The organism is Cohnella sp. CFH 77786 (assembly GCF_019400745.1).
Classification (GTDB): Bacteria; Bacillota; Bacilli; order Paenibacillales; family Paenibacillaceae; genus Cohnella.
The window spans coordinates 231,366-256,659 of record NZ_WJIB01000003.1; the positions used below are offsets into that span (position 1 = coordinate 231,366).

At 59.2% G+C, this 25,294-nt stretch carries 23 protein-coding genes; 20 read left to right on the forward strand and 3 right to left on the reverse strand.

All coding sequences use genetic code 11. The features are described 5' to 3' along the window. Positions 1–7: 7 nt before the first annotated feature. On the forward strand, positions 8–1,174 hold the full coding sequence (locus tag GE107_RS06205; RefSeq protein WP_219638803.1) for a D-alanine--D-alanine ligase: 1,167 nt from the start codon (positions 8–10) through the stop codon (positions 1,172–1,174). Between the two features lie 664 nt (positions 1,175–1,838). Here GE107_RS06205 and GE107_RS06210 read toward each other — a convergent pair. Further along, complete coding sequence (locus GE107_RS06210; RefSeq protein ID WP_219638804.1) at positions 1,839–2,180, reverse strand: hypothetical protein; 342 nt, start codon at positions 2,178–2,180, stop codon at positions 1,839–1,841. A gap of 510 nt (positions 2,181–2,690) precedes the next feature. Here GE107_RS06210 and GE107_RS06215 point away from each other — a divergent pair. From GE107_RS06215 to GE107_RS06270, 12 genes are all read left to right on the forward strand, one after another. Further along, entirely contained in the window at positions 2,691–3,008 is a 318-nt protein-coding gene (locus GE107_RS06215) for a hypothetical protein (RefSeq protein WP_219638805.1), read from the forward strand. A gap of 35 nt (positions 3,009–3,043) precedes the next feature. Continuing rightward, positions 3,044–4,039 carry a UV DNA damage repair endonuclease UvsE gene (gene uvsE / locus GE107_RS06220; RefSeq protein WP_219638806.1) on the forward strand — a complete coding sequence of 332 codons (996 nt, stop codon included), beginning with the start codon at positions 3,044–3,046 and terminating at the stop codon, positions 4,037–4,039. A gap of 287 nt (positions 4,040–4,326) precedes the next feature. After that, positions 4,327–5,097, forward strand: coding sequence for an enoyl-ACP reductase FabI (gene fabI / locus GE107_RS06225; RefSeq protein WP_219638807.1), 771 nt, complete (start codon positions 4,327–4,329; stop codon positions 5,095–5,097). A 227-nt stretch (positions 5,098–5,324) separates the two neighbouring features. Further along, positions 5,325–6,353 (forward strand): NAD-dependent epimerase, encoded by a 1,029-nt coding sequence (locus GE107_RS06230; RefSeq protein WP_219638808.1) that lies wholly within the window; start codon positions 5,325–5,327, stop codon positions 6,351–6,353. After that, positions 6,350–7,705 (forward strand): UDP-glucose dehydrogenase family protein, encoded by a 1,356-nt coding sequence (locus tag GE107_RS06235; RefSeq protein WP_219638809.1) that lies wholly within the window; start codon positions 6,350–6,352, stop codon positions 7,703–7,705. Before GE107_RS06230 ends, GE107_RS06235 begins: the two co-directional genes overlap by 4 nt. A 59-nt stretch (positions 7,706–7,764) precedes the next feature. Then, positions 7,765–8,589 carry a sulfite exporter TauE/SafE family protein gene (locus tag GE107_RS06240; RefSeq protein ID WP_219638982.1) on the forward strand — a complete coding sequence of 275 codons (825 nt, stop codon included), beginning with the start codon at positions 7,765–7,767 and terminating at the stop codon, positions 8,587–8,589. Between the two features lie 131 nt (positions 8,590–8,720). Continuing rightward, complete coding sequence (locus GE107_RS06245) at positions 8,721–9,563, forward strand: inositol monophosphatase family protein (RefSeq protein WP_219638810.1); 843 nt, start codon at positions 8,721–8,723, stop codon at positions 9,561–9,563. Positions 9,564–9,690: 127 nt separating this feature from the next. Further along, positions 9,691–11,187, forward strand: coding sequence for a glycerol kinase GlpK (gene glpK / locus GE107_RS06250; RefSeq protein WP_219638811.1), 1,497 nt, complete (start codon positions 9,691–9,693; stop codon positions 11,185–11,187). A gap of 187 nt (positions 11,188–11,374) precedes the next feature. After that, positions 11,375–13,108: a glycerol-3-phosphate dehydrogenase/oxidase gene (locus tag GE107_RS06255; protein ID WP_219638983.1), complete on the forward strand. Its 1,734-nt coding sequence runs from the start codon at positions 11,375–11,377 to the stop codon at positions 13,106–13,108. After that, on the forward strand, positions 13,029–13,586 hold the full coding sequence (locus GE107_RS06260) for a glycerol-3-phosphate responsive antiterminator (protein ID WP_219638812.1): 558 nt from the start codon (positions 13,029–13,031) through the stop codon (positions 13,584–13,586). The genes GE107_RS06255 and GE107_RS06260 overlap by 80 nt, the downstream gene beginning before the upstream one ends. Positions 13,587–13,626: 40 nt before the next feature. Then, positions 13,627–13,860 carry a hypothetical protein gene (locus tag GE107_RS06265; RefSeq protein ID WP_219638813.1) on the forward strand — a complete coding sequence of 78 codons (234 nt, stop codon included), beginning with the start codon at positions 13,627–13,629 and terminating at the stop codon, positions 13,858–13,860. A 373-nt stretch (positions 13,861–14,233) separates the two neighbouring features. Further along, positions 14,234–15,034, forward strand: a complete 801-nt coding sequence (locus GE107_RS06270) for a glycerophosphodiester phosphodiesterase (protein ID WP_255570293.1) — start codon at positions 14,234–14,236, stop codon at positions 15,032–15,034. Positions 15,035–15,697: 663 nt separating this feature from the next. Here the strand turns inward: GE107_RS06270 and GE107_RS06275 are convergent. Together GE107_RS06275 and GE107_RS06280 are read right to left on the reverse strand one after the other, a co-directional pair. Beyond that, the gene (locus GE107_RS06275; protein ID WP_219638814.1) at positions 15,698–17,017 is read right to left on the reverse strand and encodes a glutamate-1-semialdehyde 2,1-aminomutase; all 1,320 of its coding nucleotides are present in this window, start codon (positions 17,015–17,017) and stop codon (positions 15,698–15,700) included. Between the two features lie 4 nt (positions 17,018–17,021). After that, complete coding sequence (locus GE107_RS06280; protein WP_219638815.1) at positions 17,022–18,074, reverse strand: LCP family protein; 1,053 nt, start codon at positions 18,072–18,074, stop codon at positions 17,022–17,024. A gap of 123 nt (positions 18,075–18,197) precedes the next feature. Here GE107_RS06280 and GE107_RS06285 point away from each other — a divergent pair, with 123 nt between their 5' ends. The 7 genes from GE107_RS06285 (at position 18,198) to GE107_RS06315 (ending at position 25,233) form a co-directional block, all read left to right on the forward strand. Next, positions 18,198–19,223 (forward strand): ABC transporter ATP-binding protein, encoded by a 1,026-nt coding sequence (locus GE107_RS06285; protein WP_219638816.1) that lies wholly within the window; start codon positions 18,198–18,200, stop codon positions 19,221–19,223. Beyond that, positions 19,220–20,014 carry an ABC transporter permease gene (locus GE107_RS06290; RefSeq protein WP_219638817.1) on the forward strand — a complete coding sequence of 265 codons (795 nt, stop codon included), beginning with the start codon at positions 19,220–19,222 and terminating at the stop codon, positions 20,012–20,014. The genes GE107_RS06285 and GE107_RS06290 overlap by 4 nt, the downstream gene beginning before the upstream one ends. A 6-nt stretch (positions 20,015–20,020) precedes the next feature. Further along, positions 20,021–20,824 carry an ABC transporter permease gene (locus GE107_RS06295; RefSeq protein ID WP_219638818.1) on the forward strand — a complete coding sequence of 268 codons (804 nt, stop codon included), beginning with the start codon at positions 20,021–20,023 and terminating at the stop codon, positions 20,822–20,824. Positions 20,825–20,847: 23 nt separating this feature from the next. Further along, positions 20,848–21,330 carry a thioredoxin-dependent thiol peroxidase gene (bcp, locus tag GE107_RS06300; protein WP_219638819.1) on the forward strand — a complete coding sequence of 161 codons (483 nt, stop codon included), beginning with the start codon at positions 20,848–20,850 and terminating at the stop codon, positions 21,328–21,330. Between the two features lie 113 nt (positions 21,331–21,443). Then, positions 21,444–22,712 (forward strand): zinc ribbon domain-containing protein, encoded by a 1,269-nt coding sequence (locus GE107_RS06305; protein WP_219638820.1) that lies wholly within the window; start codon positions 21,444–21,446, stop codon positions 22,710–22,712. A gap of 156 nt (positions 22,713–22,868) precedes the next feature. After that, the gene (locus GE107_RS06310; RefSeq protein WP_255570261.1) at positions 22,869–23,534 is read left to right on the forward strand and encodes a hypothetical protein; all 666 of its coding nucleotides are present in this window, start codon (positions 22,869–22,871) and stop codon (positions 23,532–23,534) included. Then, on the forward strand, positions 23,527–25,233 hold the full coding sequence (locus tag GE107_RS06315) for a GMC family oxidoreductase N-terminal domain-containing protein (protein WP_219638821.1): 1,707 nt from the start codon (positions 23,527–23,529) through the stop codon (positions 25,231–25,233). Before GE107_RS06310 ends, GE107_RS06315 begins: the two co-directional genes overlap by 8 nt. Positions 25,234–25,294: the final 61 nt, after the last annotated feature.

Consider the following 25,294-nt stretch of genomic DNA (forward strand, 5'->3'; position numbering starts at 1 on the left):
GTAAGTCATGGGAGACAAAATCCGCGTCGGCCTCGTTTACGGCGGGAGATCGGGCGAACACGAGGTGTCGCTGCAAACCGCGCTTGCGGTTTTGAAAGCTTTCGATTACGACAAATACGAACTCATTCCGTTTTATATTACCCATTCGGGACAATGGCGGTCGGGGCCGCTGCTGAGCGCGCCTCCGGCGGCGGTGGCGGAATTGCAATTCGGGAACGCGGCAAGCGGAGGGCCGGATTCGGATTCGAATGCGGCTTCAGGTACGCAAGCGGGCTCGGCCGGATATGCGCTTCAGCCGGTTTTGCGCGGGATGTCGGAGAGCGTACTGGCGGAAGGCGGACCGGCCGATGACGGCAAACCCGTCGACGTGATGTTCCCGCTGCTGCACGGAACGTTCGGGGAAGACGGTACGATCCAGGGGTTGTTCGAAATGGCCGGGCTGCCGTACGTCGGGGCGGGAGTCCTCGCGTCGGCCGTCGGGATGGACAAGGTCGCGATGAAAACGATGTTCGCGCAAGCCGGCCTGCCGCAGGTGCAATATCGGTTTTTCACCCGGTTCGGGTGGAAGGAGGACCGCGAGGCGCGTTTGGCGGAGGTCGAAGAGCTCGGCTATCCGTGTTTCGTGAAGCCGGCCAACCTCGGTTCGAGCGTCGGGGTGTCGAAGGCGCGGAACCGGGCAGAGCTGATCGCCGCGGTGGAAGCGGCGCTGCGTTACGACCGCAAGGTCATCGTGGAAGAGTTCGTGGACGCCCGCGAGATCGAAGTGAGCGTGCTCGGCAACGACGAGCCCCGCGCCTCGGTGCCGGGAGAGATCCGCAGCTCCAACGAGTTCTACGATTACAAGGCGAAGTATATCGACGGCAAATCGGTCATGGAGATTCCGGCGAACATCCCAACGGAAACGGCGGAAGCCGTCCGGTCGATGGCGGTTCGCGCATTCCGTGCGATCGACGGCTCAGGCTTGTGCCGCGCCGACTTTTTCCTCCGCCGCAGCGATGGCGCGCTGTTCGTCAACGAAGTGAACACGATGCCCGGCTTCACGCCGTTCAGCATGTATCCGCTCATGTGGAAGGAAACCGGACTCTCGTACCGGGAGCTGCTCGATGAGCTTATCCGGCTCGCGCTCGAGCGATACGAGGAGAAGCAAGCGCTCGACTACGGCGGCGGGGCGTAAATTAAATAAATAAGCCTAATAGCGGCTGGTTCAGCCGCTAATTTTTTTGGCGAGCGCGAGGCGACGTTATTTAGGCTGAAACCCTGGGTCCGAGCGCTGTAGTGACTCCAGGAGACGTTATTTTGGCTGAACCCCGGGGTGCGAGCACTGTAGTGACTTCAGGAGACGTTATTTTGGCTGAAACGCCGGGTCCGAGCGCTGTAGTGACTTCAGGAGACGTTATTTTGGCTAAAACGCCGGGTCCGAGCGCTGTAGTGACTCCAGGAGACGTTATTTTGGCTGACCCCGGGGTGCGAGCGTTGTAGTGACTCCAGAAGACGTTAATTATCTCGGTAGGTTAAAACCTGGACTTACTCATGGAAAGACGGTAATGATGGATTCTTTCGTCACCCGAAGAAGCAGGTTCTAGCCATCCGTCCTTCACCAACTGCTGAAGCTGTCTCCGGGCAAAAGCGGTACCAGTTCCTAGATTCGACGCTACTTCAGAGGCGCGGAGCGAGGCCGTCGACCGAATGGCCATTCTCACAATCTCCCTCTGATACAATGGTAAACTCGACCATTCCTGGCGATCTAGGCCGTACCACCTTTCCAACATGCGCCTGATCGTTTTCCGGCCATGTTCTGGATCGTCCTTGAGATCGTCCGTGGAATAACGGAGAATGTTCTAACCGGCCAGCAAGAGGGCGTTCTGACGCCTTCTGCTTTTTTTGAAGGTGCTGCGGTCGGCATCCCGCGCGTGCGGATTGAACCCATCCGACTCGATTGCGGTGGGTTTCGTGTGCCGTACATAAGCAATGTCTATGTAGTAGTAATTGCCGTCCTCGTCTAAGACTTCATATTCCGGGTGAAGAAAATCGAAGTTCCCCACAACCGGCCGCCACAATTGCTCCAAAAGCAGCTTTTCCCCATAGCCGTGTTGTTCTTTCAACATTCGCAGCCGCTCGCCTTTACGCTTGCTTAGATGCATGTCCAGCCATTTGCGGTATTCCGTTTCAAAATCCTTCATCCTATCATCCCCCGTCAAAAAAATAACCGCCCCGAGCCGCCAACTCAGGGCGGCTTGGAGCGGTGTGCTTCACGCGCTAACTACGACAATCATAAAACATACGGAATAATATGTCTATATATAGATGATTATTACATAATGAGGTAGAACAGTCTGAGCGAAGGGGATATTGGCATAAGGGGCGATTCCCAAGAGGATGGATTCGCAGCCTCCGCAACCGCTCTGAGCGAAGGAGATATTGGCATAAGGGGCGATTCCCGGGAGAGGATGGATTCGCAGCCCCACCGCAACCGCTCTGAGCGACGGGGATATTGGCATAAGGGGCGATTCCCGGGAGAGGATGGATTCGCAGCCCGCCAACCGCTCTGAGCGACGGGAATACCCCCCAGCAAGCCGATAAGCGCACATGCGGCGAGGATACGCAACAACCCCTCCATCCGAAATCCCAAGCTTCCTTTTCCCCCGCCCGCAAGTTTATAATGATGCAAATAGCTGTAGGAGGGACTCGCCATGGGCTTCCAGACGGAGTTCAATTCGGTGTGCAAATTCAAATCGGACCGCGAACTGTACGAGCTGCTGGAGTACGGCCGGGGCAAGATGGTCAAGAAGCAATTCCGCGTTTTCCCCACCGGGCAGAAAGTGATCGCCTACGCGCCCGATAACCGGGCGGTCGCCATCGTCCGCATCGTCGCGTCGATCGCGGAGATCAACTTCGCCGGCGAAGAAGTGACCGAGGTCGAAATGGAGCTGATCCGCAAGCTGACGGAGGAAGAGTCGCGCGTGCAGACGGCTTTGGCGCATGAAATGTTTTTCGGAGACCAACAGTAACCCTATCGCCGCAAGCGAAAGGGGAATCCGCGTCCATGATCGTCCGGTTCGGTTACGTCGCCATGTCCGTCCAGCTCGAGAACGCCTCGCCATCGAGGACGATGACGATGTCGAACTTCTCCAAGCTGCCCGACCGGGAAGCAGGCTTGCGCCGGCTCGAGCAGCTGGCGCGGGAGAATCTGCGCAATACGCTGCGCCTTCTGAAGCATAACCGTTACATGGACGTGCGCGTCTACCGGTTCTCGTCCAAGCTGATTCCCCTCGCCACCCATCCCTCGCTTAGCGATTGGGATCCATATGCCGCGCTCGCAGAAGATTTTGCCGAAGTGGGAGCGTTCGTTCGGGAGCACGGAATGAGGGTATCGTTCCACCCGGACCACTTTACCGTGCTCAGCACGCCACGCCAAGACGTTTTCGAGAAATCGGTGAACGATCTCCGCCATCACGTGAAGATGTTCGAGCTGATGGGCCTGGACGAACGGGCCGCCAACAACATCCACGTCGGCGGAACGTACGGCGACAAGGAAGCCGCGGGCCGGCGTTTCGTTGAACAATTCCAACGCCTTGAAGACCGGATCGCTCGGCGCATGACGCTGGAGAACGACGACAAGACGTTTACGGCGTCCGAGACGCTCGTCATTTGCGAGCGGGTCGGCGTTCCGATGGTGCTGGACCTGCATCATCATGCGGTCAACAATCCCTCCGGCGACCAGGCGGAGCGGCTATGGCCGCGCATTCTCCGCACGTGGGAACGCCGCTACGGAACGGCCCTCCCGCCCAAAATCCACGTCTCCAGTCCCAAAAGCGAATCCGACCCCCGCGGCCATGCCGATTATGTCGAGGCCGGCCCGCTGATTCGTTTCCTTCGGGACGTCGCCTCAGACACGCCAGCTCTCGACGTGATGATCGAAGCGAAGCGGAAGGACGAATCGCTGTTTCGCCTGCTGGACGAGCTGCGCGCCATGGAGGCGGAGGGAGCTCCGCTCTCCGTAACGGGAGGCGCCAGCATCGAGGTGCCTTCTTCTGTTTGAATTGCTCGCCGACGAGCCAAGGCGGTTTAGACCAGCCGCATTCCGGCACGCCGCACGCTGCGCTCGACCCCCGCCGAATCCCGCGGTTGCAATCCCGCCCGAAATGCGTTACGTTGGACAAGGAGGCGGCTGATGGCAGAAACGGCAGCCGTCCCCATTTCGGAAGAGGAGAGAGTTTGACGAAGTCAAACTCCCGATTACAGTGGAGAGTTTGAGCAGGGAGAGTTTGCGCTTGCAAACTCCCTATTAGACGTCAAACTCCCGATTAGAGGAGGAGAACCACTTTGGTGAGCGGACTCTTGCAAGGCAAGAACATCGTGGTCATGGGCGTGGCGAACGAACGAAGCATCGCGTGGGCGATCGCGCAGTCGCTTTCGTCCCAAGGCGCGCGATTGATTTTTACATACGAGAGCGAACGCGTGGAAGAGCGCGTGAAGAAGCTGGCCGACTCGATTCCCGGTTCGCTGACGCTGCTGTGCAATGTGACTTCGGACGAGGATATCGATGCCCTGGCCGCCAGCCTGAAGGAGGAAGTCGGGGTGCTGCACGGTCTGGCGCACTGTATCGCTTTCGCCAAGACCGAGGAGCTGGACGGCGACTACGTCAATACCTCCCGCGCCGGCTTCGCCCTTGCTCACGACATCAGCGTGTACTCGCTGACCGCGGTCGTTCAGCGGCTCTACCCCTTGATGACCGAAGGCGGCAGCATCGTGACGATGACGTACCTCGGAGCCGACCGCGCATTGCCGAACTACAACGTCATGGGCGTCGCCAAAGCGGCGTTGGAAGCTTCCGTCCGTTATATCGCGTCCGATCTTGGGAAGCACAACATCCGCGTTAACGCCATTTCCGCCGGCCCGATCCGCACGCTGGCGGCCAAAGGAATCGCAGGCTTCAACACCATCCTCAAGCAGGTTGAGGAGAAGGCGCCGCTCCGGCGGACAACGGAGGCCGCCGAGGTCGGCGACACCGCCCTGTTCCTGATGAGCCCGTGGGCGCGCGGCATCACCGGCGAAGTCATCTTCGTGGACAACGGCTATAATATCGTGGGGATATAATGCTGGCATTGCCCGCAACCCAAGTAAAACGGCTACGCCGTCCTTTTCGGACGGATAGACGTTTTATCGGAGGTGATTCAATAAAGTATGGCGAATTTTATACTTTCTGAATCACGAAGAGAAAACAGCGGCCGTTCGGCCTGCTGTTTTTTTTCGCGGTCCGGTCCAAGCCGCACCCCAAACCGATGCCCGAGCACACGGATATGGATGGATGAAGGAGGGGTCCGATGGAACGGGTCATGGTGACGGGCAGCGCGGGATTCATCGGGTACCATACGGCGGCTCGGCTCTTGCGGGATGGATACGAGGTCGTCGGAGTCGACAATCTGAACGCCTACTACGACGTCGGGCTTAAGGAAGCCAGGCTGGCGAGGCTTCAGGCGTTGCCGTCCTTCTCGTTCGAGAAGGTCTCGATCGCCGATCGGGAGGCGCTTCAACGGGTTTTCGACCGGTATCGGCCAATCCGCGTCATCCATCTGGCGGCGCAGGCCGGGGTGCGGCATAGCCTCCGACAGCCGCATGATTACGCGGACGCGAACCTCACCGGCTTTGTGAACATGCTCGAGGGGTGCCGCATCCATGAGGTCCGGCACCTGCTGTTCGCCTCCTCCAGCTCGGTATACGGGGCGAACGCCAACCTGCCCTATTCCGAACACGACCCCGCGGATCATCCGATCAGCCTGTACGCCGCCACGAAGAAAGCGAACGAGCTGATAGCCCACGCCTACGCCCATCTGTACGGAATTCCGGCGACCGGCTTGCGGTTTTTCACGGTGTACGGTCCGTGGGGAAGGCCGGACATGGCTTATTTCTCGTTTGCCCGAGCGATCGCGGAAAGGCGGCCGATCACGGTCTTTAACAGTGGCCTAATGAAACGGGATTACACTTACATTGACGACGTCGCGGAAGGCATCGTCCGGCTGCTGGACCGTCCGGCCGTTCCGAATCCCGAGTGGAGCGCGGAGAACCCGGACCCGGCGACCAGCGCCGCACCTTATCGCATTTACAATATCGGAAACCATGAGCCGGTCGCTTTGCTCGACTTTATCGCCATTTTGGAACGGTACATGGGGATCGAGGCGATCAAAGAGTTCGCGGACATACAGAGCGGAGACATGCTCGAAACGTTCGCGGATACGTCGGATCTTCGGCGGGATGTCGGGTTTGCGCCGGGCACCCCGCTGGAAACGGGGCTTGCCCGGTTCGTGGAATGGTTCAAAGATTTCTACTCGTTCTCCGGGAGGGAGAAGCGGTGAAGAGAATCGTCATGATCGGATCGGGATACGTCGGCCTGGTTACCGGTACGTGCCTGGCAGAGCTCGGACATGCGGTCGTCTGCTGCGATTGCGATGAGGCTAAAATCGCAGGCTTAACGAGAGGGGAAGTCCCGTTCTATGAGCCGGGGCTTCCGGAGCTGCTGCGCAAGAACGCGGCGGAAGGCAGGCTGGCGTTTACCTCGGACGTCCCGGCCGCGATCTCCCAAGCCGAATTGATTTTCATCGCGGTCGGCACCCCGATGGCGCCGGGCGGCGAGGCCGATCTGTCGGCCGTCCGCGCGGCCGCTTCCGCGATCGGACAAGCGATCCGGCCCCATGCGATCGTCGTCATCAAAAGCACGGTTCCCGCGGGAACCGCCCGCATGGTGCGCGACCGGATCCGGGCGTCGACCGACGCGCCGTTCGAAGTGGTGTCCAACCCGGAATTTCTGCGCGAAGGGACGGCGATTTCCGATTTCACCCGGATGGAGCGCGCGGTCATTGGCTCAACGAGCGCAGCGGCGGCCGACGCGGTGGAGCAATTGTACGCCCCTTTGGGAACCCGCATCGTGCGTACCGGATGGGAAACGGCCGAGCTGATCAAATACGCAAGCAATGCCTTTCTGGCGGTGAAAATTTCGTTCATCAACAACATGGCGAACCTGTGCGAAAAGTTGGGAGCGGACGTAACGGAGCTGGCGGAGGGCGTCGGATTGGACAGCCGGATCGGGACGTCGTATTTAAGGGCCGGCATCGGATACGGGGGTTCGTGTTTTCCGAAGGACGTAACCGCTCTGCTGAAAATGTCGGAGACGGCGGGCCACGATTTCGAAATGCTGAAATCCGTGATCGAGACGAACCGGGAGCAACCGATCCGGTTCATGGAGAAAGTCAAGGCGGTGCTTGGAGATTTGCGCGGAATGCGGCTGGCCGTGCTCGGCTTGTCTTTCAAACCGGGCACCGATGACATGCGTTCGGCGCCGTCGGTTCCGATCGTCCGGTACTTGCTGGCGGAAGGCGCGTCGGTGAGGGCCTACGATCCGCAGGCGGTTCGGGCCGCAAGGGAAATCATCGGCGAAGGACCGGCTTATACGGATGATCTCGAATCGGCGGTCACCGGCTGCGACGCATGCGTCGTCGTGACCGAATGGCCGGAAATCGCCCGCATGGATCTCGCCCGATTGAGGAAAACCATGGCAACGCCGGTCGTCTTCGACGGGAGGAACGTATTCTCTCCGGGAGCTATGCTGGAAGCGGGGTTCGAATATTATTCCGTCGGACGCCCGAAGGCAGACCCGGAAGATAAGGCAGACGTGGAAGATAAGGCAGACGTGGAAGATTGGAATCGTTGAACTGAAACCTTGCCCATGTTATGGTTAAGGAAAGGATGGCCGGGAGCGTGGCGTGGCTTATGGGCGTCAGTCTGCTGATCTTATTCGTCATCGGCGCCATCTCGGCCGTTTTCGGAAGCATTGTCGGTCTCGGCGGCGGAATCATCACGGTTCCGGTGCTGGTCCTGCTCGGCCCTTCCTTGTTGGGGGAGCCGGTTTCTTCGCAAACGGCGGTCGGAACCTCGCTCGCGGTGCTCATTTTCACGGCTTTGTCGGCGACCTGGACTTACCGCAAGCAAGGGAAGGTCGATTATCGCAGCGGCTGGCTGTTCTTCATCACGGGCGGACCCGCGGCCATGGCCGGGGCCCAGCTGACCAATGCGATTTCGCAAGGGCCTTTTCAACTCGCGTTCGGGATCTTCATGTTCGTGATGTTCGCGCTCATGGTAGCCCGGGAAAGAATGAAACCGCTACACTTCGATTGGAAAATCAAACGCGAATTCACGGACGGAGCCGGCAACCGCTACGAGTTCGGCTACAACATCGGACTTGCCCTGCTCATCGGCTGCGGGGTCGGCATGGCGTCCGGCCTGTTCGGCATCGGAGGGGGGTCGTTGTTCGTGCCCCTCATGGTGCTGCTGTTCCGGTTCCCGCCCCATGTTGCGACGGCCACTTCGATGTTCGTCATTCTGTTGTCTTCCGCGCTCGGATCCGGCGTCCATGCCTGGAACGGCAACGTCGATTGGCGCCTGTTTGCGGCACTCGCTCCGGGAGCCCTCGCCGGCGGGCGGGCGGGAGCCGTGATCGCCGGAAGGCTAAGCGGACGTCAGCTGTTGTGGCTCCTTCGCGCTACGCTGCTGGCGGTGGCCTTATATCTAATTTACAAAGGCATTCGCGAAATGTGAGAGCCTTATCGGCTATCGGCGCAACCGGGCCGCTCGCAAAACGTATATCCTAAGGTTGGAGCGTTCGAAATCGAATTCTTCGGAAACGGATTCATAGGAACCTAATTATCGATCGATTAGAGGGATGGATCATGGACGATAACAGCCCCGAGAGCGTCATCGGCGGCAAAAGCTTCACGGCGGTCGCGATCAATTGCGCGGCCAAGGCCGGGGAATGGATCAAAAGCAAAAGCGGCAGCTTCAGCCAGCTGAATCTCAAATATTCGCAGCACGACCTCGTCACCGAAGTGGACAAAGGGTGCGAGCGGCTGATCCGGAACTTGATCGGCACCCATTTCCCCCATCATTCTTTCCTGGGGGAAGAAGGCGTCGAGCCGGGGCCGGAGGCGTCCGCGAAAGCGTTGGAAGAAGCATCGGATGCGGAGTACCTGTGGATCGTCGATCCGATCGACGGAACGACGAACTATGTGCACGGTTTTCCGTTCTATTCCGTGTCGATCGCGCTGGCCCGCCGCGGACAAGTCATCGTCGGCGTCATATACGACCCTTCGCGGGATGAGCTGTTCGTAGCGGAAAGGGGCAAAGGCGCGTACGTGCACGGACGCAAAATGCAGGTGTCCGGGGAAACGGCGCTATCCCAAAGCCTAATCGCCACCGGCTTCCCCGCAGACCATCTGGAGGCTCTGCCGCAGAATCTGCAAGGCGTTCAAGAGCTCGCGCCGAAAGTCCGCAATTTGCGAGTCGCCGGGTCTGCCGCGCTTCACCTTGCGTACGTGGCGGCAGGAAGGCTCAGCGGGTTCTGGGAAATCGGGCTGAACGCGTGGGACATCGCCGCCGGCTCGCTGCTCGTGGAGGAATCGGGCGGACGGATCACGGACACGCGAGGAGAGCCGTACCACTTGGGGGTCCGCAACGTGGCCGCCAGCAACGGTCAGATTCACGGCGAATTCGTCGGGGCGCTGAAAACGCATTGACTTTCCACCTGCTCCGGAGCTATAGTTAAACTAAGTTAATCATGTGTCGGAGAAACGGAGAACACGACGCCCTGCGTATAAGGGTACGTCTGTGTTCTTTTTGTTTCCGGAGGGGGAGAGAGCGTCTGTGACAACCGGTTACGTGCTGGCCATCGATCAAGGCACGACCAGCTCGAGGGCCATCCTGTTCGACAAGGCGGGCCGCATCGCGGCGTCGTCCCAGCGGGAGATCAAGCAGCATTATCCGCAGCCGGGATGGGTGGAGCACGATGCGAACGAAATCTGGCTGTCCGTGCTGGGCGTGATCGCGGGGGCTCTGTCGAACGGCGGAATCAAGCCCGAAGAGGTCGCGGCGATCGGCATTACGAACCAGCGGGAAACGACGGTCGTGTGGGATCGCGCGACCGGATTGCCGATCCACCGCGCGATCGTGTGGCAGTCGAGGCAGACCGCCGGCATTTGCGAGGAATTGAAAGCCCGCGGGCATGAGGACATATTCCGCCGCAAAACGGGCCTCTTGCTCGATCCGTATTTCTCGGGAACGAAGGTGAAGTGGATCCTGGACCACGTGGAAGGCGCGAGGGAGAGAGCGGAGCGCGGGGAGCTGCTCTTCGGTACGATCGACACGTGGCTCGTATGGAAAATGACGGGCGGAGCGGCGCACGTGACGGACTACACGAACGCTTCCCGCACGCTGTTGTATAACATTTACGAGTTGAAATGGGACGAAGAACTGCTAAGCCTTCTCGGCATTCCGGCCTCCATGCTGCCGGAAGTTCGCTCGTCTTCGGAAGTGTATGGGCGGGCGGTTCCCCGCCATTTCTTCGGAAGCGGAGTCCCGATCGCCGGCATGGCGGGGGACCAGCAGGCCGCCCTGTTCGGGCAAGCGTGCTATGGCAAAGGGATGGCCAAAAACACGTACGGCACCGGTTGCTTCATGATGATGAACACCGGGACCACCTCCGTAACCTCCGGGCATGGCCTGTTGACGACGATAGCCTGGGGAATCGGCGGCCGGGTTGAATATGCATTGGAAGGGAGCATTTTCGTCGCGGGTTCCGCTATCCAATGGCTTCGCGACGGTCTGCGGATGATCGGGTCGGCGGAAGAGAGCGAATCGTTCGCCGCCCAGGTGGATTCGAGCGACGGCGTATACGTCGTGCCGGCTTTCGTCGGCCTGGGGACGCCGTATTGGGACAGCGACGTGAGGGGGGCGGTGTTCGGTCTTACCCGTGGCACGACCAAAGAGCATTTCGTCCGGGCGACGCTCGATTCGCTGGCCTATCAGACAAGGGACGTGCTGGACGTGATGGAGCGAGACTCGGGTCTTAAGCTGCAAACGCTCCGGGTGGACGGAGGAGCGGTGCGGAACGATCTGCTGATGCAGTTTCAGAGCGATCTTCTGGACGTTCCGGTAGAGCGTCCGGTCGTGAGCGAGACGACGGCGCTCGGGGCGGCCTATTTGGCCGGCCTGGCCGTAGGTTATTGGCAGGACACCGCGGAAATCGAGCGTCAGCGGGAGATCGCCGCGCGTTACGTTCCGGCGATGCCGCCAGAGCGCCGGGAGAAGCTGATTGCCGGTTGGAAAGCCGCCGTGAAAGCGGCTCAGGCTTTCCGCCCCTGAACTCATACAACATCATACATGGACGGAGTTTCGGAGAAGCCGCATGCATCCGCCTGCCCGGAAGGGCAGGGGGCTGTTTGCGGCTTCATCGTTATAAACGAGGCGAATCGGCCGTCCGAAGTGGAGGAACTTGCTGATGAACGATAGAACGAACGCGAGAACGAATGAGAGAACGAACGAGAAAGCGATGCAACCGCTGTCCGGAAAGCATCGCGCAGAGTCGATCAAGCAGCTGGGGGAGGAGACCTTCGACGTATTGGTCATCGGGGGCGGCATCACGGGTGCCGGCATCGCGCTGGACGCCGCGACGCGCGGCATGCATACGGCACTGATCGACATGCAAGATTTCGCCGCGGGCACATCCAGCCGGTCGACGAAGCTCGTGCACGGCGGCTTGCGGTACCTCAAGCAGCTCGAAGTGAAAATGGTGGCCGAGGTCGGCAAGGAAAGAGCCGTCGTTTACGGCAACGCGCCTCACGTGACGACACCCGAATGGATGCTGCTGCCCATCTATCAAGGAGGCACGTTCGGCCGCTTTTCGACCTCTCTGGGGCTCATGTTGTATGATTTTCTGGCCGGCGTTAAACGGGAAGAGCGGAGAAGCATGCTCAGCGCGCGGGAAACGCTCCTGAAGGAGCCGCTGCTGCGTTCCGAAGGTCTGCTTGGGGGCGGTTACTACGTCGAATACCGCACCGACGACGCGAGGCTGACGATTGAGGTCGTCAAGAAAGCGGCCGAGCGGGGAGCTGTCGCTCTGAACTATGTGAGGGCAGCCGAATTGTTGTACGATGGGAAAGGGCAATTAAGCGGGGTTACGGGTCGGGACATGTTAAGCGGGGAAACGTTTCCGATCCGGGCCCGGCAAGTGGTGAACGCTTCGGGTCCTTGGGTAGACGAAATCCGCGAAATGGATCGGTCGCGCAAGGGGAAGACGCTGCGGCTGACCAAGGGCGTGCACCTCGTGTTCGACCAAAGCCGTTTTCCGCTTCGCCAAGCGATCTATTTCGACGTGGACGACGGCCGGATGATGTTCGCGATTCCACGCGACGGCAAAACGTATATCGGCACGACCGATACCGATTATGCCGGTGATCCGGCAGAACCCGGCGTCACGGCGGAAGATCGGGAATATATCGTGAAGGCCGCCAATTCCATGTTCCCCGGACTTCGGCTGAGCCTCGCCGACATCGAATCGGAATGGTCGGGCGTTCGTCCGTTGATCTACGAGGAAGGCAAATCCCCCTCGGAAATTTCCCGCAAAGACGAGATTTTCCGTTCGCCTTCCGGTTTGATCACGATCGCGGGAGGCAAATTGACGGGATACCGGAAAATGGCGGAGACCGTGACGGATCTGCTGGCGCGGGAACTTGGCCATGCGGGCTGCGGGCCTTACGGACCCTGCATCACGAAAACCCTTCCGCTCGCGGGCGGCGATTTCGGAGGTCCGGCGTCGTTCCCCGCCTTCATCCGGGAGCAGACCGTTGCCGGCATCGCGCTGGGCCTTGGCGAGCTAGCCGCAGAGCGGCTGGCCCGGCGGTACGGCACGAACGTTGCCGCCGTCTATGCCGTGATCCCGGAGATTCGGGAAGACGCGAACCTGCGGCAAATTCCGCTGGACCTTTACGCGGCATTGCGATACGGTATGGACGAGGAGATGGCGATGCGTCCGGACGATTTCCTGATTCGCCGAACCGGCGCCCTTTTCTTCGAGATGGATACGGTTATCCGTCATTACCGGCAGATTATCGACATCATGGCCGTTCATTACGGCTGGAACGAAGAACAGACCCGTTCCTATGTTCGCGTTGTGGAACGGGAAATCCAGGAGAGGGGCAGGTCGCATGAATGGATTCCGCCAGAAGGTCATCCCCGCCGTCCGGCATTTGAAGGACTTGGAGGCCGCCTTCCGCACGGAATATGAATTCGTGGTGTTGATGAACGTCCATGTGGCGATGGCCCGATCGATCGTCTCCCAAGCCGCCGTGCACGGCAAGAAAATCCTGCTGCACGCCGATTTGATCGACGGGCTGAAGAGCGACGAATACGCGGCCGAATTCCTCGCCCAGGAAGTCAAGCCGGCCGGCATCATTTCCACGAGGAACAACGTGCTCCTCACCGCGAAGAAGAAAGGACTCCTCACCATCCAGCGCTTCTTCCTGCTCGACTCGCTGGCGCTCGAGAACAGTTACGTACAGATCGGGAAAACGAAGCCGGACTACGTCGAGCTGCTGCCCGGGATCATGCCGGTCATTATCAAGCAGTTCGCGGAGGCGACATCCGTCCCGGTGATCGCCGGGGGGTTGATCCGGACGGAAGAAGACATCCGGCTTGCGCTGGGTGCCGGCGCCGTGGCCGTCACGACTTCGCGGAAGCCGCTTTGGAATGCGGCGGCGGAGTGAGAGCGGATCAAAATGACCATCCTACCGGAATAGGGGGGCGATGGACATCGAACGACGCGATAAGGAAGGCGAAGCGGAGCGCTTGCTGGCGGAACGCTTGACCGAAGGAGGTCCGGACCGGACGGATCCCGAGGCCGAAGCCGTGAGAAAGCTCCCGCCGCGATGGGAAATCCGCATTCAGTCCGAGCGCGATCCGGTGGCGGAAGAGACGAAGCTGTACCGCTCGATGGCGAAAGAAGTGGACGACCGGTACGACGGCCGGGAGGGGAAATGAGCGTCCCCGGAGATTCGCCGGCACAAGATTGCGCGAGCGGTCCGATCCGCCGGAGGGAACCGCCCCTCCGGTTATTTACCGGATTCATCCTGAAGAACCAATTTGCATTTACGCTCGGCAAGGAGTTTACGCGCCGTTAACGGGAATCGGGTTCCGGAGGCCCGGAAACGAACGATCTTTTGGGGCGATAGTCGGGGCCTCGACGAAAATCGACGGATTTCTACCCTGAAAAATTTAAAAACCGCATGAAAAAACCTCCAATTCCTTTTACAACCCCGCCCTATACTGCAAGGGAGAATCTGGGCTCCAGATTCCAATTCGGGTATAGGGGAGCTGACGGGTGTTGAAAAAGATGGCGTTGTTGCTGATCGCGATGTTGACGGCTGGGCTCACGATTCCGACGGTCATTTCGAGTGCTTCGGCAGGGACGCGCGAGGTGCTCGCGGTGGCCCATCGCGGCGCTTCCGGTTATGCGCCGGAAAACACGATCGCCGCGTTCGACAAGGCCGTGGAGATGAAGGCCGATTTCATCGAATTGGACGTGCAGCTGAGCAAAGACGGGGAATTGGCGATCATCCACGATACGACGGTCGATCGGACGACGGACGGAACCGGAGCCGTGAAGGATCTGACGTTCGAACAACTGCGGAGTTTGGACGCGGGGACCTGGTTCTCGCCCGCTTACGCCGGCGAGCGGATTCCGACGCTTGGAGAAGTGTTGGACCGCTATCGGGGGAAAATCGGCATTCTGATCGAAATCAAAGCGCCGTGGCTGTATCCGGGCATCGAGCGCAAGGTGGCGGACGAACTCGTCAAGCGGCAGATGGATGTTCCGAACAACGGCAAAATCATGATTCAATCCTTCGACCACGGATCCGTGCAGCGTTTCCACGCGATCTTGCCGGACATCCCGGTAGGCGTGCTGACGTATCTTCCTGAGCAACTCACGGAAGCGAAGCTGCGGGAATACGCCGCTTACGCGGATTACGTGAACCCGAGCTTGAACCTGGTCACGGAACAACTGGTTGACCAAGTCCACTCTCTCGGCATGGAGATTCACGCGTGGACGGTACGCAACGCAGCCTTGGTCGAGCCTCTGATCGAATCGGGCGTCGATGGCATCATCACGGATTATCCGGATTACGTACCAAGGAATGCGAAAAGCGGCAAATGAGGATGGAAAAGGTCCCGGCGTCGGGACCTTTTTTTGAGTGTTTCGGAAAGGATAAAATCCGCCATCCCTTTCCGAATCACCTCCGATAAAACGTCTATCCGTCCGACAAGGACGGCGTCAGCCGTTTTGCCTGATCATTCAGAATTTAAAAGGTTCACGCCTATTTATTTCTGAATGATCTTCGATAAAAACGACATTCTATGTCCCTACAAGGACGACGAAGTCGTTTTTACTTGACGTTACAGAATGCGTAAGTTCGATACATTGTCAAAGCGTTAGAAAACTTTCTGTACTTGGAAAAGCTTCCGCTGAACGCGGTCGCTGATCTTCGAAAGACTTCGATCCCCTCATATCATGAGGGGACGAAGTCGTTGTTCATGTGCCAGCTGTTTCTTACGAATAGTAGGAAAACCTCCTATTATTTCTACGAAAATACGGCCCCGCGCGGTATAGTGGGAAAACCTCCAACTAATCATGGTCCTTTTGAAGAAACGAAGGGAATGGGTCGAATATAATGGGAGGATTTCCAACTATTTCGCTTAAAACGGCCAAAATCGGAAAAATAGTGGGAGGTTTTCCCATTAAACGGGTTCAGGTGTTCACCAAGTTTTTCGACCGGTCACGGGATCCGTTTATTGATTCATGTGTCCGATTGCACCGAGTCTAGCGGCCTTCCGCCATAGCCTTGAAACTGGCTTCCGCCGCCTCCAGCGTCATGTCGATGTCGGGCTCGGTATGGGCGGTCGTCAGGAACCAAGCTTCATACTTGGAAGGAGCCAAGTAAATCCCGCGGCCCAGCATGAGTCGGAAAAACCGGGCGAACGCTTCCCCGTCGGTATCCTGGGCTTCGTCGTAATTGGTGACGGGATGCGAGCAAAAATGGGTGGACAGCGCTCCGACGATCCGGTTAACGGTGAGCGGCACGCCGTATCGACCGGCAGAGGCCTGCAGCCCTTCTGCCAGTCGGGCGGCGAGAGCGTCCATCCGGTCATAGACGCCCGGCTCGCGAAGCACCTCCAAACAGGCAAGACCGGCGAGGACGGAGGCCGGATTGCCCGCCATCGTGCCGGCTTGATAAGCAGGACCCAGCGGCGCCACCCGGTCCATCACATCGGCGCGGCCGCCGTAAGCGCCGATGGGCAGCCCGCCGCCGATGATTTTGCCGAGCGCCGTCAGGTCGGGGCGGATCGCCTCGTGATCGGGGAAGGCGCGGAACGTTTGCGAGGATCCGTAATGGAAACGGAACGCGCTGATGACCTCGTCGTAGATGACGAGTGCGCCGGCTTCCCTCGCCATCCGGCACAAGCCCTCGAGAAAGCCGGGCTCCGGCATCACCATGCCGAAATTGCCCACGATCGGCTCCACCATGACGGCCGCGACGTCGCTGCCCCACCGCTCGAGGGCGGCGCGCAAGCCGTCAAGGTCGTTGTAAGGAACGGTGATCACTTCGCTGGCGATGCCGGAAGGAACTCCGGCGCTGTCCGGAATGCCGAGCGTCGAAGGTCCGGACCCGGCCGCGACGAGGACCAGGTCGGAGTGCCCGTGGTAACAGCCCGCGAACTTCACGATTTTGGTGCGGCCGGTCGCCGCGCGCGCGACCCGGATCGTCGTCATGACAGCTTCCGTGCCGGAATTCACGAACCGTACCTTGTCCATGGAAGGGATGGCGGATTTCAGCATCTCGGCCAGACGGATTTCATGCTCGGTCGGTGTTCCGTACAAGGTGCCCGATTCCGCGGCGCGAACGATGGCTTTCGTGACATGGGGATGGGCATGTCCGGTAATGATGGGGCCGAATGCGGCCAGATAGTCGAGATAACGGTTGCCGTCGACGTCCCAGAAGCAGGCCCCCTGGGCGCGCTCGACGAAAACGGGGGCGCCGCCGCCTACCGCCTTGAACGAGCGGGAGGGGCTGTTCACTCCTCCGACGATATGCCGTTGCGCTTCTTCATACAAACGTTCCGAGCGGGTGCGCGAGAACATGGATTCAATTTCCTTCTTTCTTTTCGATCGACGACGGAGCTGGAGGCGCTGCGGCGTCGCCGGAAGTCGGCGATGCGGACGCGGACGGAGAAGGAGACGGCTGCGTGGTGTCTTGAGCGAGCGTCGCCTGCACGTAGCCTTTGAGCGCGTCCGTATCCTTGATGCCGATCATGGCGGATCCGTCTACGTTCTTGTCGTAGACGAGCTCCATCGGCGGAATTTGAGCGGAGCCGGCCTGATGCGATTTGTAGCCGAGGCTGGCCAACCGGATCATGTCTTCCGGCGACATATTGGTTTCGACGTAAGGGGTCATTTTCGACAGGATGTCCGGCAAGCGGATCAAATTCCAACCGCTCTGGAGCTTGTCGGCCACGGCCTTGAGAAAATTGCGCTGGCGCTCCGTCCGCGTGAAATCGCTCATGGCGTCATGCCGGAAACGGACGTACTGCAGCGCTTTTTCGCCGTCGAGATGCTGCTGCCCCTTTTTCAAATCGATATCGAACTTGTGGTCGTCCGCCGCACTCGTGTAGTGCATGTCCTTCTCCACGTAAAAGTCGATGCCGCCGATCGCGTCCACCAGTTGAATGAATCCTTGAAAATCCACATAGGCGTAGTATTGGATATCGAGGCCGAGGAGATTGCCGACCGTCTTCATCGCGAGTTCGGGTCCGCCCAGCGTGATCGCCGTGTTGATGCGTCCTTGCCGGTGGTCCGGGATGTCTACGTACGTATCGCGGAGGACGGAGAACAGGTGAACCCGTTTCGTTCCCGGATCGAACGAAACGACCATGATGGAGTCGGATCTGGCGACCTCGCCTTTCTGCAGCCCCCGCTCATCCCCGCCGAGCAACAGGACGTTGACCCGCTCGGAGCCGGTCCATTCCAAAGGCTTATACTCCGGTTTCCGCTCGAATTGCCGGAAGCGGGACTGATCCTGCGGTTTGCTCATTTGGTCAAGCTGGTCGTACGTCTGGTAGCCTTTCCAGACCGCAAGGCCGATCACGGCGATCACCACGGTAAGCGTTCCGGTCAATATCCATTTCCATTTCTTGCGCATGGACGACTTCCTTTCCGACAAGTTCCCGCATTTACGCTAATCCGTTCGTGAGGTAAGATAACTTATAAAATTATAAAGTTTCGACAGGCGGCGAAGCAAGTTTCGTCGAATCGGGAGGCAAACATGCTGGCAATCGATGTGTCCGACCTGCGCAAGCAGTTCAAGGTGCAGAAAAACCGCGAAGGCCTGAAAGGCGCGCTGAAAGATTTGTTTAAACGGGAGCATACCGAAGTGGCCGCGGTGAAGGATATCAGCTTCCAAATCCCCCAGGGGGAAATTTGCGGCTATATCGGAGAGAACGGGGCCGGGAAATCGACGACGATCAAAATGCTGACGGGGATTCTCGTCCCCACGTCCGGCAAAATCCTCGTCAACGGCTACGTTCCCTACAAGGAAAGAGAGGAGTTCGTCCGCGGCATTGGGGTCGTGTTCGGCCAACGAAGCCAGCTCTGGTGGGATATCGGCGTCATCGAATCGTTCCGGCTCCTCCGCAAGGTGTATCGCGTGAGCGAGGCCGATTTCCGCGCAAGGCTGGACGAACTCGTCGAGACGCTTCAACTGCAGGAGCTGCTGAACCGTCCGGTCCGGAAGCTGAGCCTGGGGCAGCGGATGAGATGCGAGCTGGTCGCGGCTCTGCTCCATCAGCCGTCCATCCTGTTTCTGGACGAGCCGACGATCGGCCTCGACATCGTGGTGAAAACGGAAATCCGCGAGTTCCTGAAAAAGCTGAACCGGGAGCACGGGACGACCATCTTGCTGACGACGCACGATCTGCAGGATATCGAGGCCTTATGCTCGCGGGTCATCATGCTGGACGACGGGAGAATCATCTATGACGGCGGTTTGGACGAACTCAAGGACCGTTGGGGCAAAGGACGCGAGGTGCAGTTCCAGTTCAACGATCCGGTCGCGATCGCGGATTTGTCCCGGCTGACGGAAGGACTCGAGGTCCGCTGGTCCAAGGAGAACGAGCTGACCGCGAAAGTCTGGATCCCGCGCGAGCTGAACGTCTCCGAAGTGCTGTCCCGCGTCGTGGGCACGAAGGATATCAGCGACATCAAAATTTTCGAGACGAACACGGACGAGATCGTGCGGGAGATCTACCAGTCGGGAAGCGCGGCGGCGCCGGTCGGGAGCGTGTCGCCGTGACCTCCGCGTACTTCGACCTCATCCGCATCCGGTTTCTCATGATGCTCGCTTACCGGGTCAACTATTACAGCGGCATTATTATTTATGCGATCAACATCGGCGCGTACTACTTCACCTGGAAAGCAATCTACGGTAACGCGCAGACGCTGGCCGGCTTCACCGTCGACCAAATGACGACTTACGTTGCGGTGTCGTGGATGGCCCGCGCGTTTTATTTCAACAACCTGGACCGGGAGATCGCGAACGATATCCGCGACGGCAGCGTCGCGGTGCAGATGACGCGGCCCTACAACTATTTGCTGGTCAAAATGATGCAGGGCTTCGGGGAGGGCTTGTTCCGCCTGACCCTGTTCATGTTCCCGGGAATGGTCGTCGTGTCGCTGATCTTCCCGGTGGAGCTGCCGACCGATCCGCTCCGATGGGTTCTGTTTTTCGTCATGATCTGGTTCAGTTTCCTCATCAATTCGCAGCTCAACATTCTCACCGGCCTGTTCGCCTTCTTCGTGGAAAACAACGAAGGGCTCATGCGCATGAAACGGGTGGCCGTCGACCTGCTGTCGGGCGTCGTCATCCCGGTCGCTTTCTTTCCCTTCTGGGCGAGAACGGTGCTGGAGTGGACGCCGTTCCCGGCCATCACGTATTTGCCCAGCTCCGTGTTCACCGGGCGGATGGCCGGGGCGGAGGCCTGGCAGGCGCTGCTGGTGCAAGCGGTCTGGTTCGCCGTGTTGATCGTGCCCATTCTCGTCATGTGGCGTGCGTCCAGGCGCCGCTTGTTCGTGCAGGGAGGTTGATTCGGGATGAGCGCAAGCAAATGGGCGTATAACCTGTCGCTGTTCCGGGAGTATCTCGGCAATTACATCAAGACGAGGCTCACGTACCGGGCCGATTTCTGGGTCGAAGTGCTGTCGGACCTGCTGTTCTCTGCGATGAACCTGGTCTTTATTTTCGTCGTGTTCGGGCATACGCCCTCCCTGGCGGGCTGGAGCGAGGCGGAGGTCGTGTTCGTCTACGGATATTTTATGATCCCTTTCGGCGTTTTCGGCACGTTCTTTAACTTGTGGAATTTCAGTGAACGCTACATCGTGAAAGGGGAGATGGACCGCGTGCTCACGCGTCCGGCCCATTCCCTCGTGCAAATCATGCTGGAAAACGTGGATCCGGCGTCGCTCATCGGATCGCTTGTCGGTCTGGCCATCATGGGCTCGGCTTGGGCGACGTTAGGGCTTCCGTTCGATTGGTACGATCCGCTCGCGCTGCTCGCCATGGTGATCGGCTCGGTGCTCATTTATGCCGGTCTGTACACGGCTCTCGCCGCGATCTCGTTCTACTCGGACGCGCCGACCGGCATCGTGCCGCTCATGTTCAACATCCAGAACTACGGGCGTTATCCGATCCAAATTTACAACAAGGGCATCCGCTTCCTGCTCACCTGGGTACTGCCGTTCGCTTTCGTCGGCGTCTACCCCGCGTCCTTCTTCCTGGACCGGCACGGCGATCTGGAGATGTCGCTGCTGACCCCCGCCGTCGGCGTCGTCGTCTTCGCCTTCGGGTTGTTCGTCTGGAACCGGGGCGTCAAGCGTTATCGGGGGGCAGGCAGCTAATTCGAGAAAGGAGGCGGCTAAGCATGGCGGATACGAGAACTTCACCCGAAATCGGCAAAGCCGCACCCGGCTTCAAATTACCCGCTTCGAACGGGGAGACGGTCAAGCTCGGCGATTTTCGGGGGCGCAAGGTCGTCCTGTTTTTCTACCCGCAGGACAACACGCCGACTTGCACGCAGGAAGCGTGCGATTTCCGGGACGCGAACGCGGACTTCGAACAATCGGATACGGTTCTGATCGGCATCAGCCCGGATCCGGTGAAGTCGCATTTGAAATTCATCGAAAAGCAAAGCCTGCCGTTTCTTCTCTTGTCCGACGAGAAGTTGAAAGCGGCGAACGCTTACGGCGTCTGGCAAGAGAAGCAATTGTACGGGCGCAAGTACATGGGCATCGTCAGGTCCACCTTCCTGATCGACCGCAAGGGCAAGCTGGTCCGGGAGTGGCGGAACGTCCGGCTCAAGGGGCATATCGAGGCCGTGCTGGAGGCGGCGAGGTTGTTGAAATAGCCCGATTTCAGCCGAATGGCCTAAATAATTTGGACGCAAAGACACCTGCGGGTGTCTTTTTCTTTCGATAATCTTGAAAGGGAGCAGGAAAAGGATGGGGAGGCGGAGATCGCGTGTTGGTCTTCTTGAAGAAGCGCGCTGGCCGGGCGGCCTTGGCCGTCTTGCTCTTGGCGGCTTTGTGCGGATTGTACGTTGTCGGAACGCAAATCGCAAGCGAATCGAACGAAACCGGTACGATCCTGGATTTCGAAATGGCCCTGCGCGACGGAGACGCGGCGCGCGTAGCCGAGCTGCTGCATGCGGACGATGACAAGGTAGCCATCGATGAACCGAAAGCCGAACGATTAATGGCCTTCTTAAACCAGAAGGGCCGCCTGGAGGAAGCGTTGAAAGGCTTGCGCGGGGAGAGCGGCGATACCGGATCCGTTGGCCGTATTTTTGCCATCGAGAAGGATGGCAAGCGGTTCGGGATTTTCGACCGTTACCGGATTGTCGTGCGCACCTCGGCGATCGAGGTCCGCACGAATTACAAGGGCGCGACGGTCAAGCTGGACGGTCAGCCGGTCGCGACGGCCGACTCCTCCGATTACCGGACGGAGGTTGGACCGCTCGTTCCCGGCAGCTACAGATTGGAAGCCGAATATATCGGGAAATTCGCGACTCTCAAAGCCGAACGGGACGTATCGGTCGGAGGCGGCCGAACAGGCGACCCGGTCGACCTCTCGCTGAACGGGGAGATGGTTACGGTCGAAGCGAACTACGACGGGGCCGCGATTTATATCGACGGCAAGGATACGGGGGCGCGTACCGGCGGGAAAGACCTTCTGGGACCTGTGCCTCTGGACGGCACGAATCGGGTGCATGCCGAGAAGGAGTTTCCTTGGGGCATCGCCAAAAGCGAACCGGTCCCGATTCGGGAGCGGACGGTGCGGGTCGTGATCGATCCGAACACCGAGGCCCTTAAGGAAGCCGTCATGGACGCGGCTTCGGGGTTCATCCAAAGCTACATGGACGCTTACAACAAGCTGGATCCTTCGGCCGTGCGGCATTCGGTACCGGATAAGATCGCGGAGCTGGCTTCGGGAATCCACGATTACAAAGCGAGCGGGCTCATCTATGAGGCGCATTTGAAGAAGCTGGTGTTCGATACCGACAGCATTTATATCCAGCAAGAGCCGGACGGTTCGTACCGGACGGCCGTTTCCCTTCAAAGCACGTACGACCAGCGGTTCTACGCGGCGGGCGAAACGCCGCCGGAGCCTGACGAATACACGGATACGATGACGTACCGCCTCGTTTTGAAGAACGGGGAATGGCTGGTGACGGACTGGTATCAGGACTACGATTTCAACGGCAAGCATACGAAGGTAAAGACGTTTTGACCTGCATGTTGAATGAGACGCCGGGGCCGCCCGGCGTTTTTTCGTATGATCATTCAGCATGCATTCGTTTCGCGCTTATTCGTTGTTCCGAATATCGGACCGGCCCTGCCGAATATACTCCAATGATCGAGTATTATCGGGAACGGGAGGAATTGGATGATGCAAACGCCAGAGTTGTACGCTTCTCGCGCCGACCCGCATACGGTCGCGACGTTTCGGGCGCTTGTCGACGCGATTGTCCCTTATACGCCTGAGCTCGCCGCTTACGGGGCAGAGCAGCCGATCGGCGCCGTCCAGCAGCACGTTCACGAGTATATGATTTGGTCTTTGGACCACACCCTTACGCTCGTGCTCGATTATTACCCGGAGATCGTGCCGCTGGCGGCCCCGACCGCCGGGCTTCTTAACGCGGGCGCGGCTCAGCTCGTCGCTTCGGGCCAAGCGAAGTACGCGGCGCAAGGCGCGATCGCCGGGAGCCCCGTCCCTTTCGCCGCTTTATCGCCCGCAGACCGTATTCGCACCATGGCCATTTTGGAAAAATTGCAGATCGATCTTGGGTTGCTCCCTCCTCCTTACCGCGACGATGGCGGACTCGTGAAATTCATCATCGATTATCTGAACAGGGGTACGATGTTCGGGAATTATTCGGAGTGGCCCGGCTACGGAACGACGCGGCTGAATACGCCGACGCGGCGGAGGCTGGAGTTCTTCCCCATCGGCTGGCGGCAAACCGGGTATCCGGGAGTATCCAAAGGGTATCGGGCCGTGAGGGGAATCCTGATGACGATCGTGCGCGAAGGGGGGAAGTCCACCATTGTATGACGCGGATGTGATCGTAATCGGTTCCGGCGGCGGCGGCGCGGTCGCCGCCAAGGAGCTCGGAGAAGCCGGCTTGAAGGTATTGGTGTTGGAAGCGGGTCCGTTTTACGGAAATAAAAAATGGGAAAATCCGAACAGCGAGCGGGGCGGGGAGTGGAGCTCCAGCTATGACGATCTGGATGTGGGAATATACAAAAAGATCTATACCCGTTATGAAAACAACATGAATGACGTCGTGTCCGGCACGTTCCGGTTCGGACCGGCGGACCGGAGGCGCACGCCTTGGCACCGGGTCATGCGGCAGAAGGGAGACATCTGGCAGCTGGCCGGCGTTGGGGGGACGACGCAGCACTATTGGTCGCAGTCGCCGCGCGCGTTTCCTTCCGCCGTCGACGGCGTCTGGCCGATCAGCTACGAGGAACTGGTACCCTATTACGAGAAAGCGGAAGCCACCTTGCCCGTGCAATTCTCGCCGACGGCCCCGAAAGAGGAGTTGTTTTACTTCGCCGTACAGAAGGCGGGTTGGCAGAAAAATCCGACCCTGAACGTGACGAAGCCGGGCTATCGGCCCAATCCGAACGCCATCTTGCCGCCCAATCCGCATTTGATGGATCCCAAGTATCCGATCGATCAATTATGGAATATGGACGGCTGCACGATGCAGGGGCATTGCGTGAACGGGTGCACGGCCGGTTCGAGGGTGGACACGATCGCCAAGCGCGGCACGCTGGTGAGTTACGTTCCGCTGGCGCTGAAGACCGGCAACGTCGCCATCCGTCCGAATTCGTTCACGATCCGAATCCTGACGGAACACGATCCGAAGGAAGGATTGCGGGCCGCGGGCGTCCGGTTTCGGGATACGTGGACGGGCGAAATCGGCGAACTGACGGCCAAAGCGGTCGTGGTGGCCGCCGGCTGCATCGAAACTCCCCGCCTATGGTTCAATTCCGATCTTCCTTTCAACTCGTGGGTCGGCAGAGGACTGACGAACCATTGCTTCGACTGGGTTGGGGGAGTCTTCGACGAGAAGGATCTCATGGGCATCATGGGGCTCCCTGCCGTCTATCCGTATATGGGGCATACGTCGGGAGCCAGGGTCGACATTCCGGGTATCGGAATCTTCCAAGTTTCCTGTCTCAGTCCCGGACTCATGGCTTTCCTGACCTACGGTTTCAGCGAAGCGGGCTTCGACGCCTTGAAACCGCCCGAGCCGGGGGCGCCGTGGAACATTCACGGACGCGTCGTCGGTCCGGCGCTCAAAGAGCTGATGATGAACTACAACCGGACGATGACGTATTTGCTTCTGACCGACGACGAAACGCTGTACCGGAACCGAGTGGAGGTCGATCCGATCCTCAAAGACGAGAACGGCCCGATCCCGGTCGTCCACTATGTGCCGAGCAAAAAAACGCTCCAAAGGCGCGACCAATTGGTCAAATATTCCTGCGAATCGCTCAAGGCGGCGGGAGCCAAAGCGATCATCCGCTCGGATACTCCGTTTGCCTTCATGCTCCATCTGGAAAGCACGATGCGAATGGGGTACGTCGTGGATACGAACTGCGAGGCTTACCAAGTCAAACGGCTGTTCCTTGCCGACAACAGCGTGCACTTCAACGGGATCGGAGGGCCGAACCCGACGCTGACGACGCAGGCGCTCGCCACCCGGACCTCGGAGAAGCTGGCGCAGAAATATTTCGCTTAACCGGTGGAAACGGCCCAATACAATACCGCACCCGAAAGGGCGACGATAAACAAGAATCCGG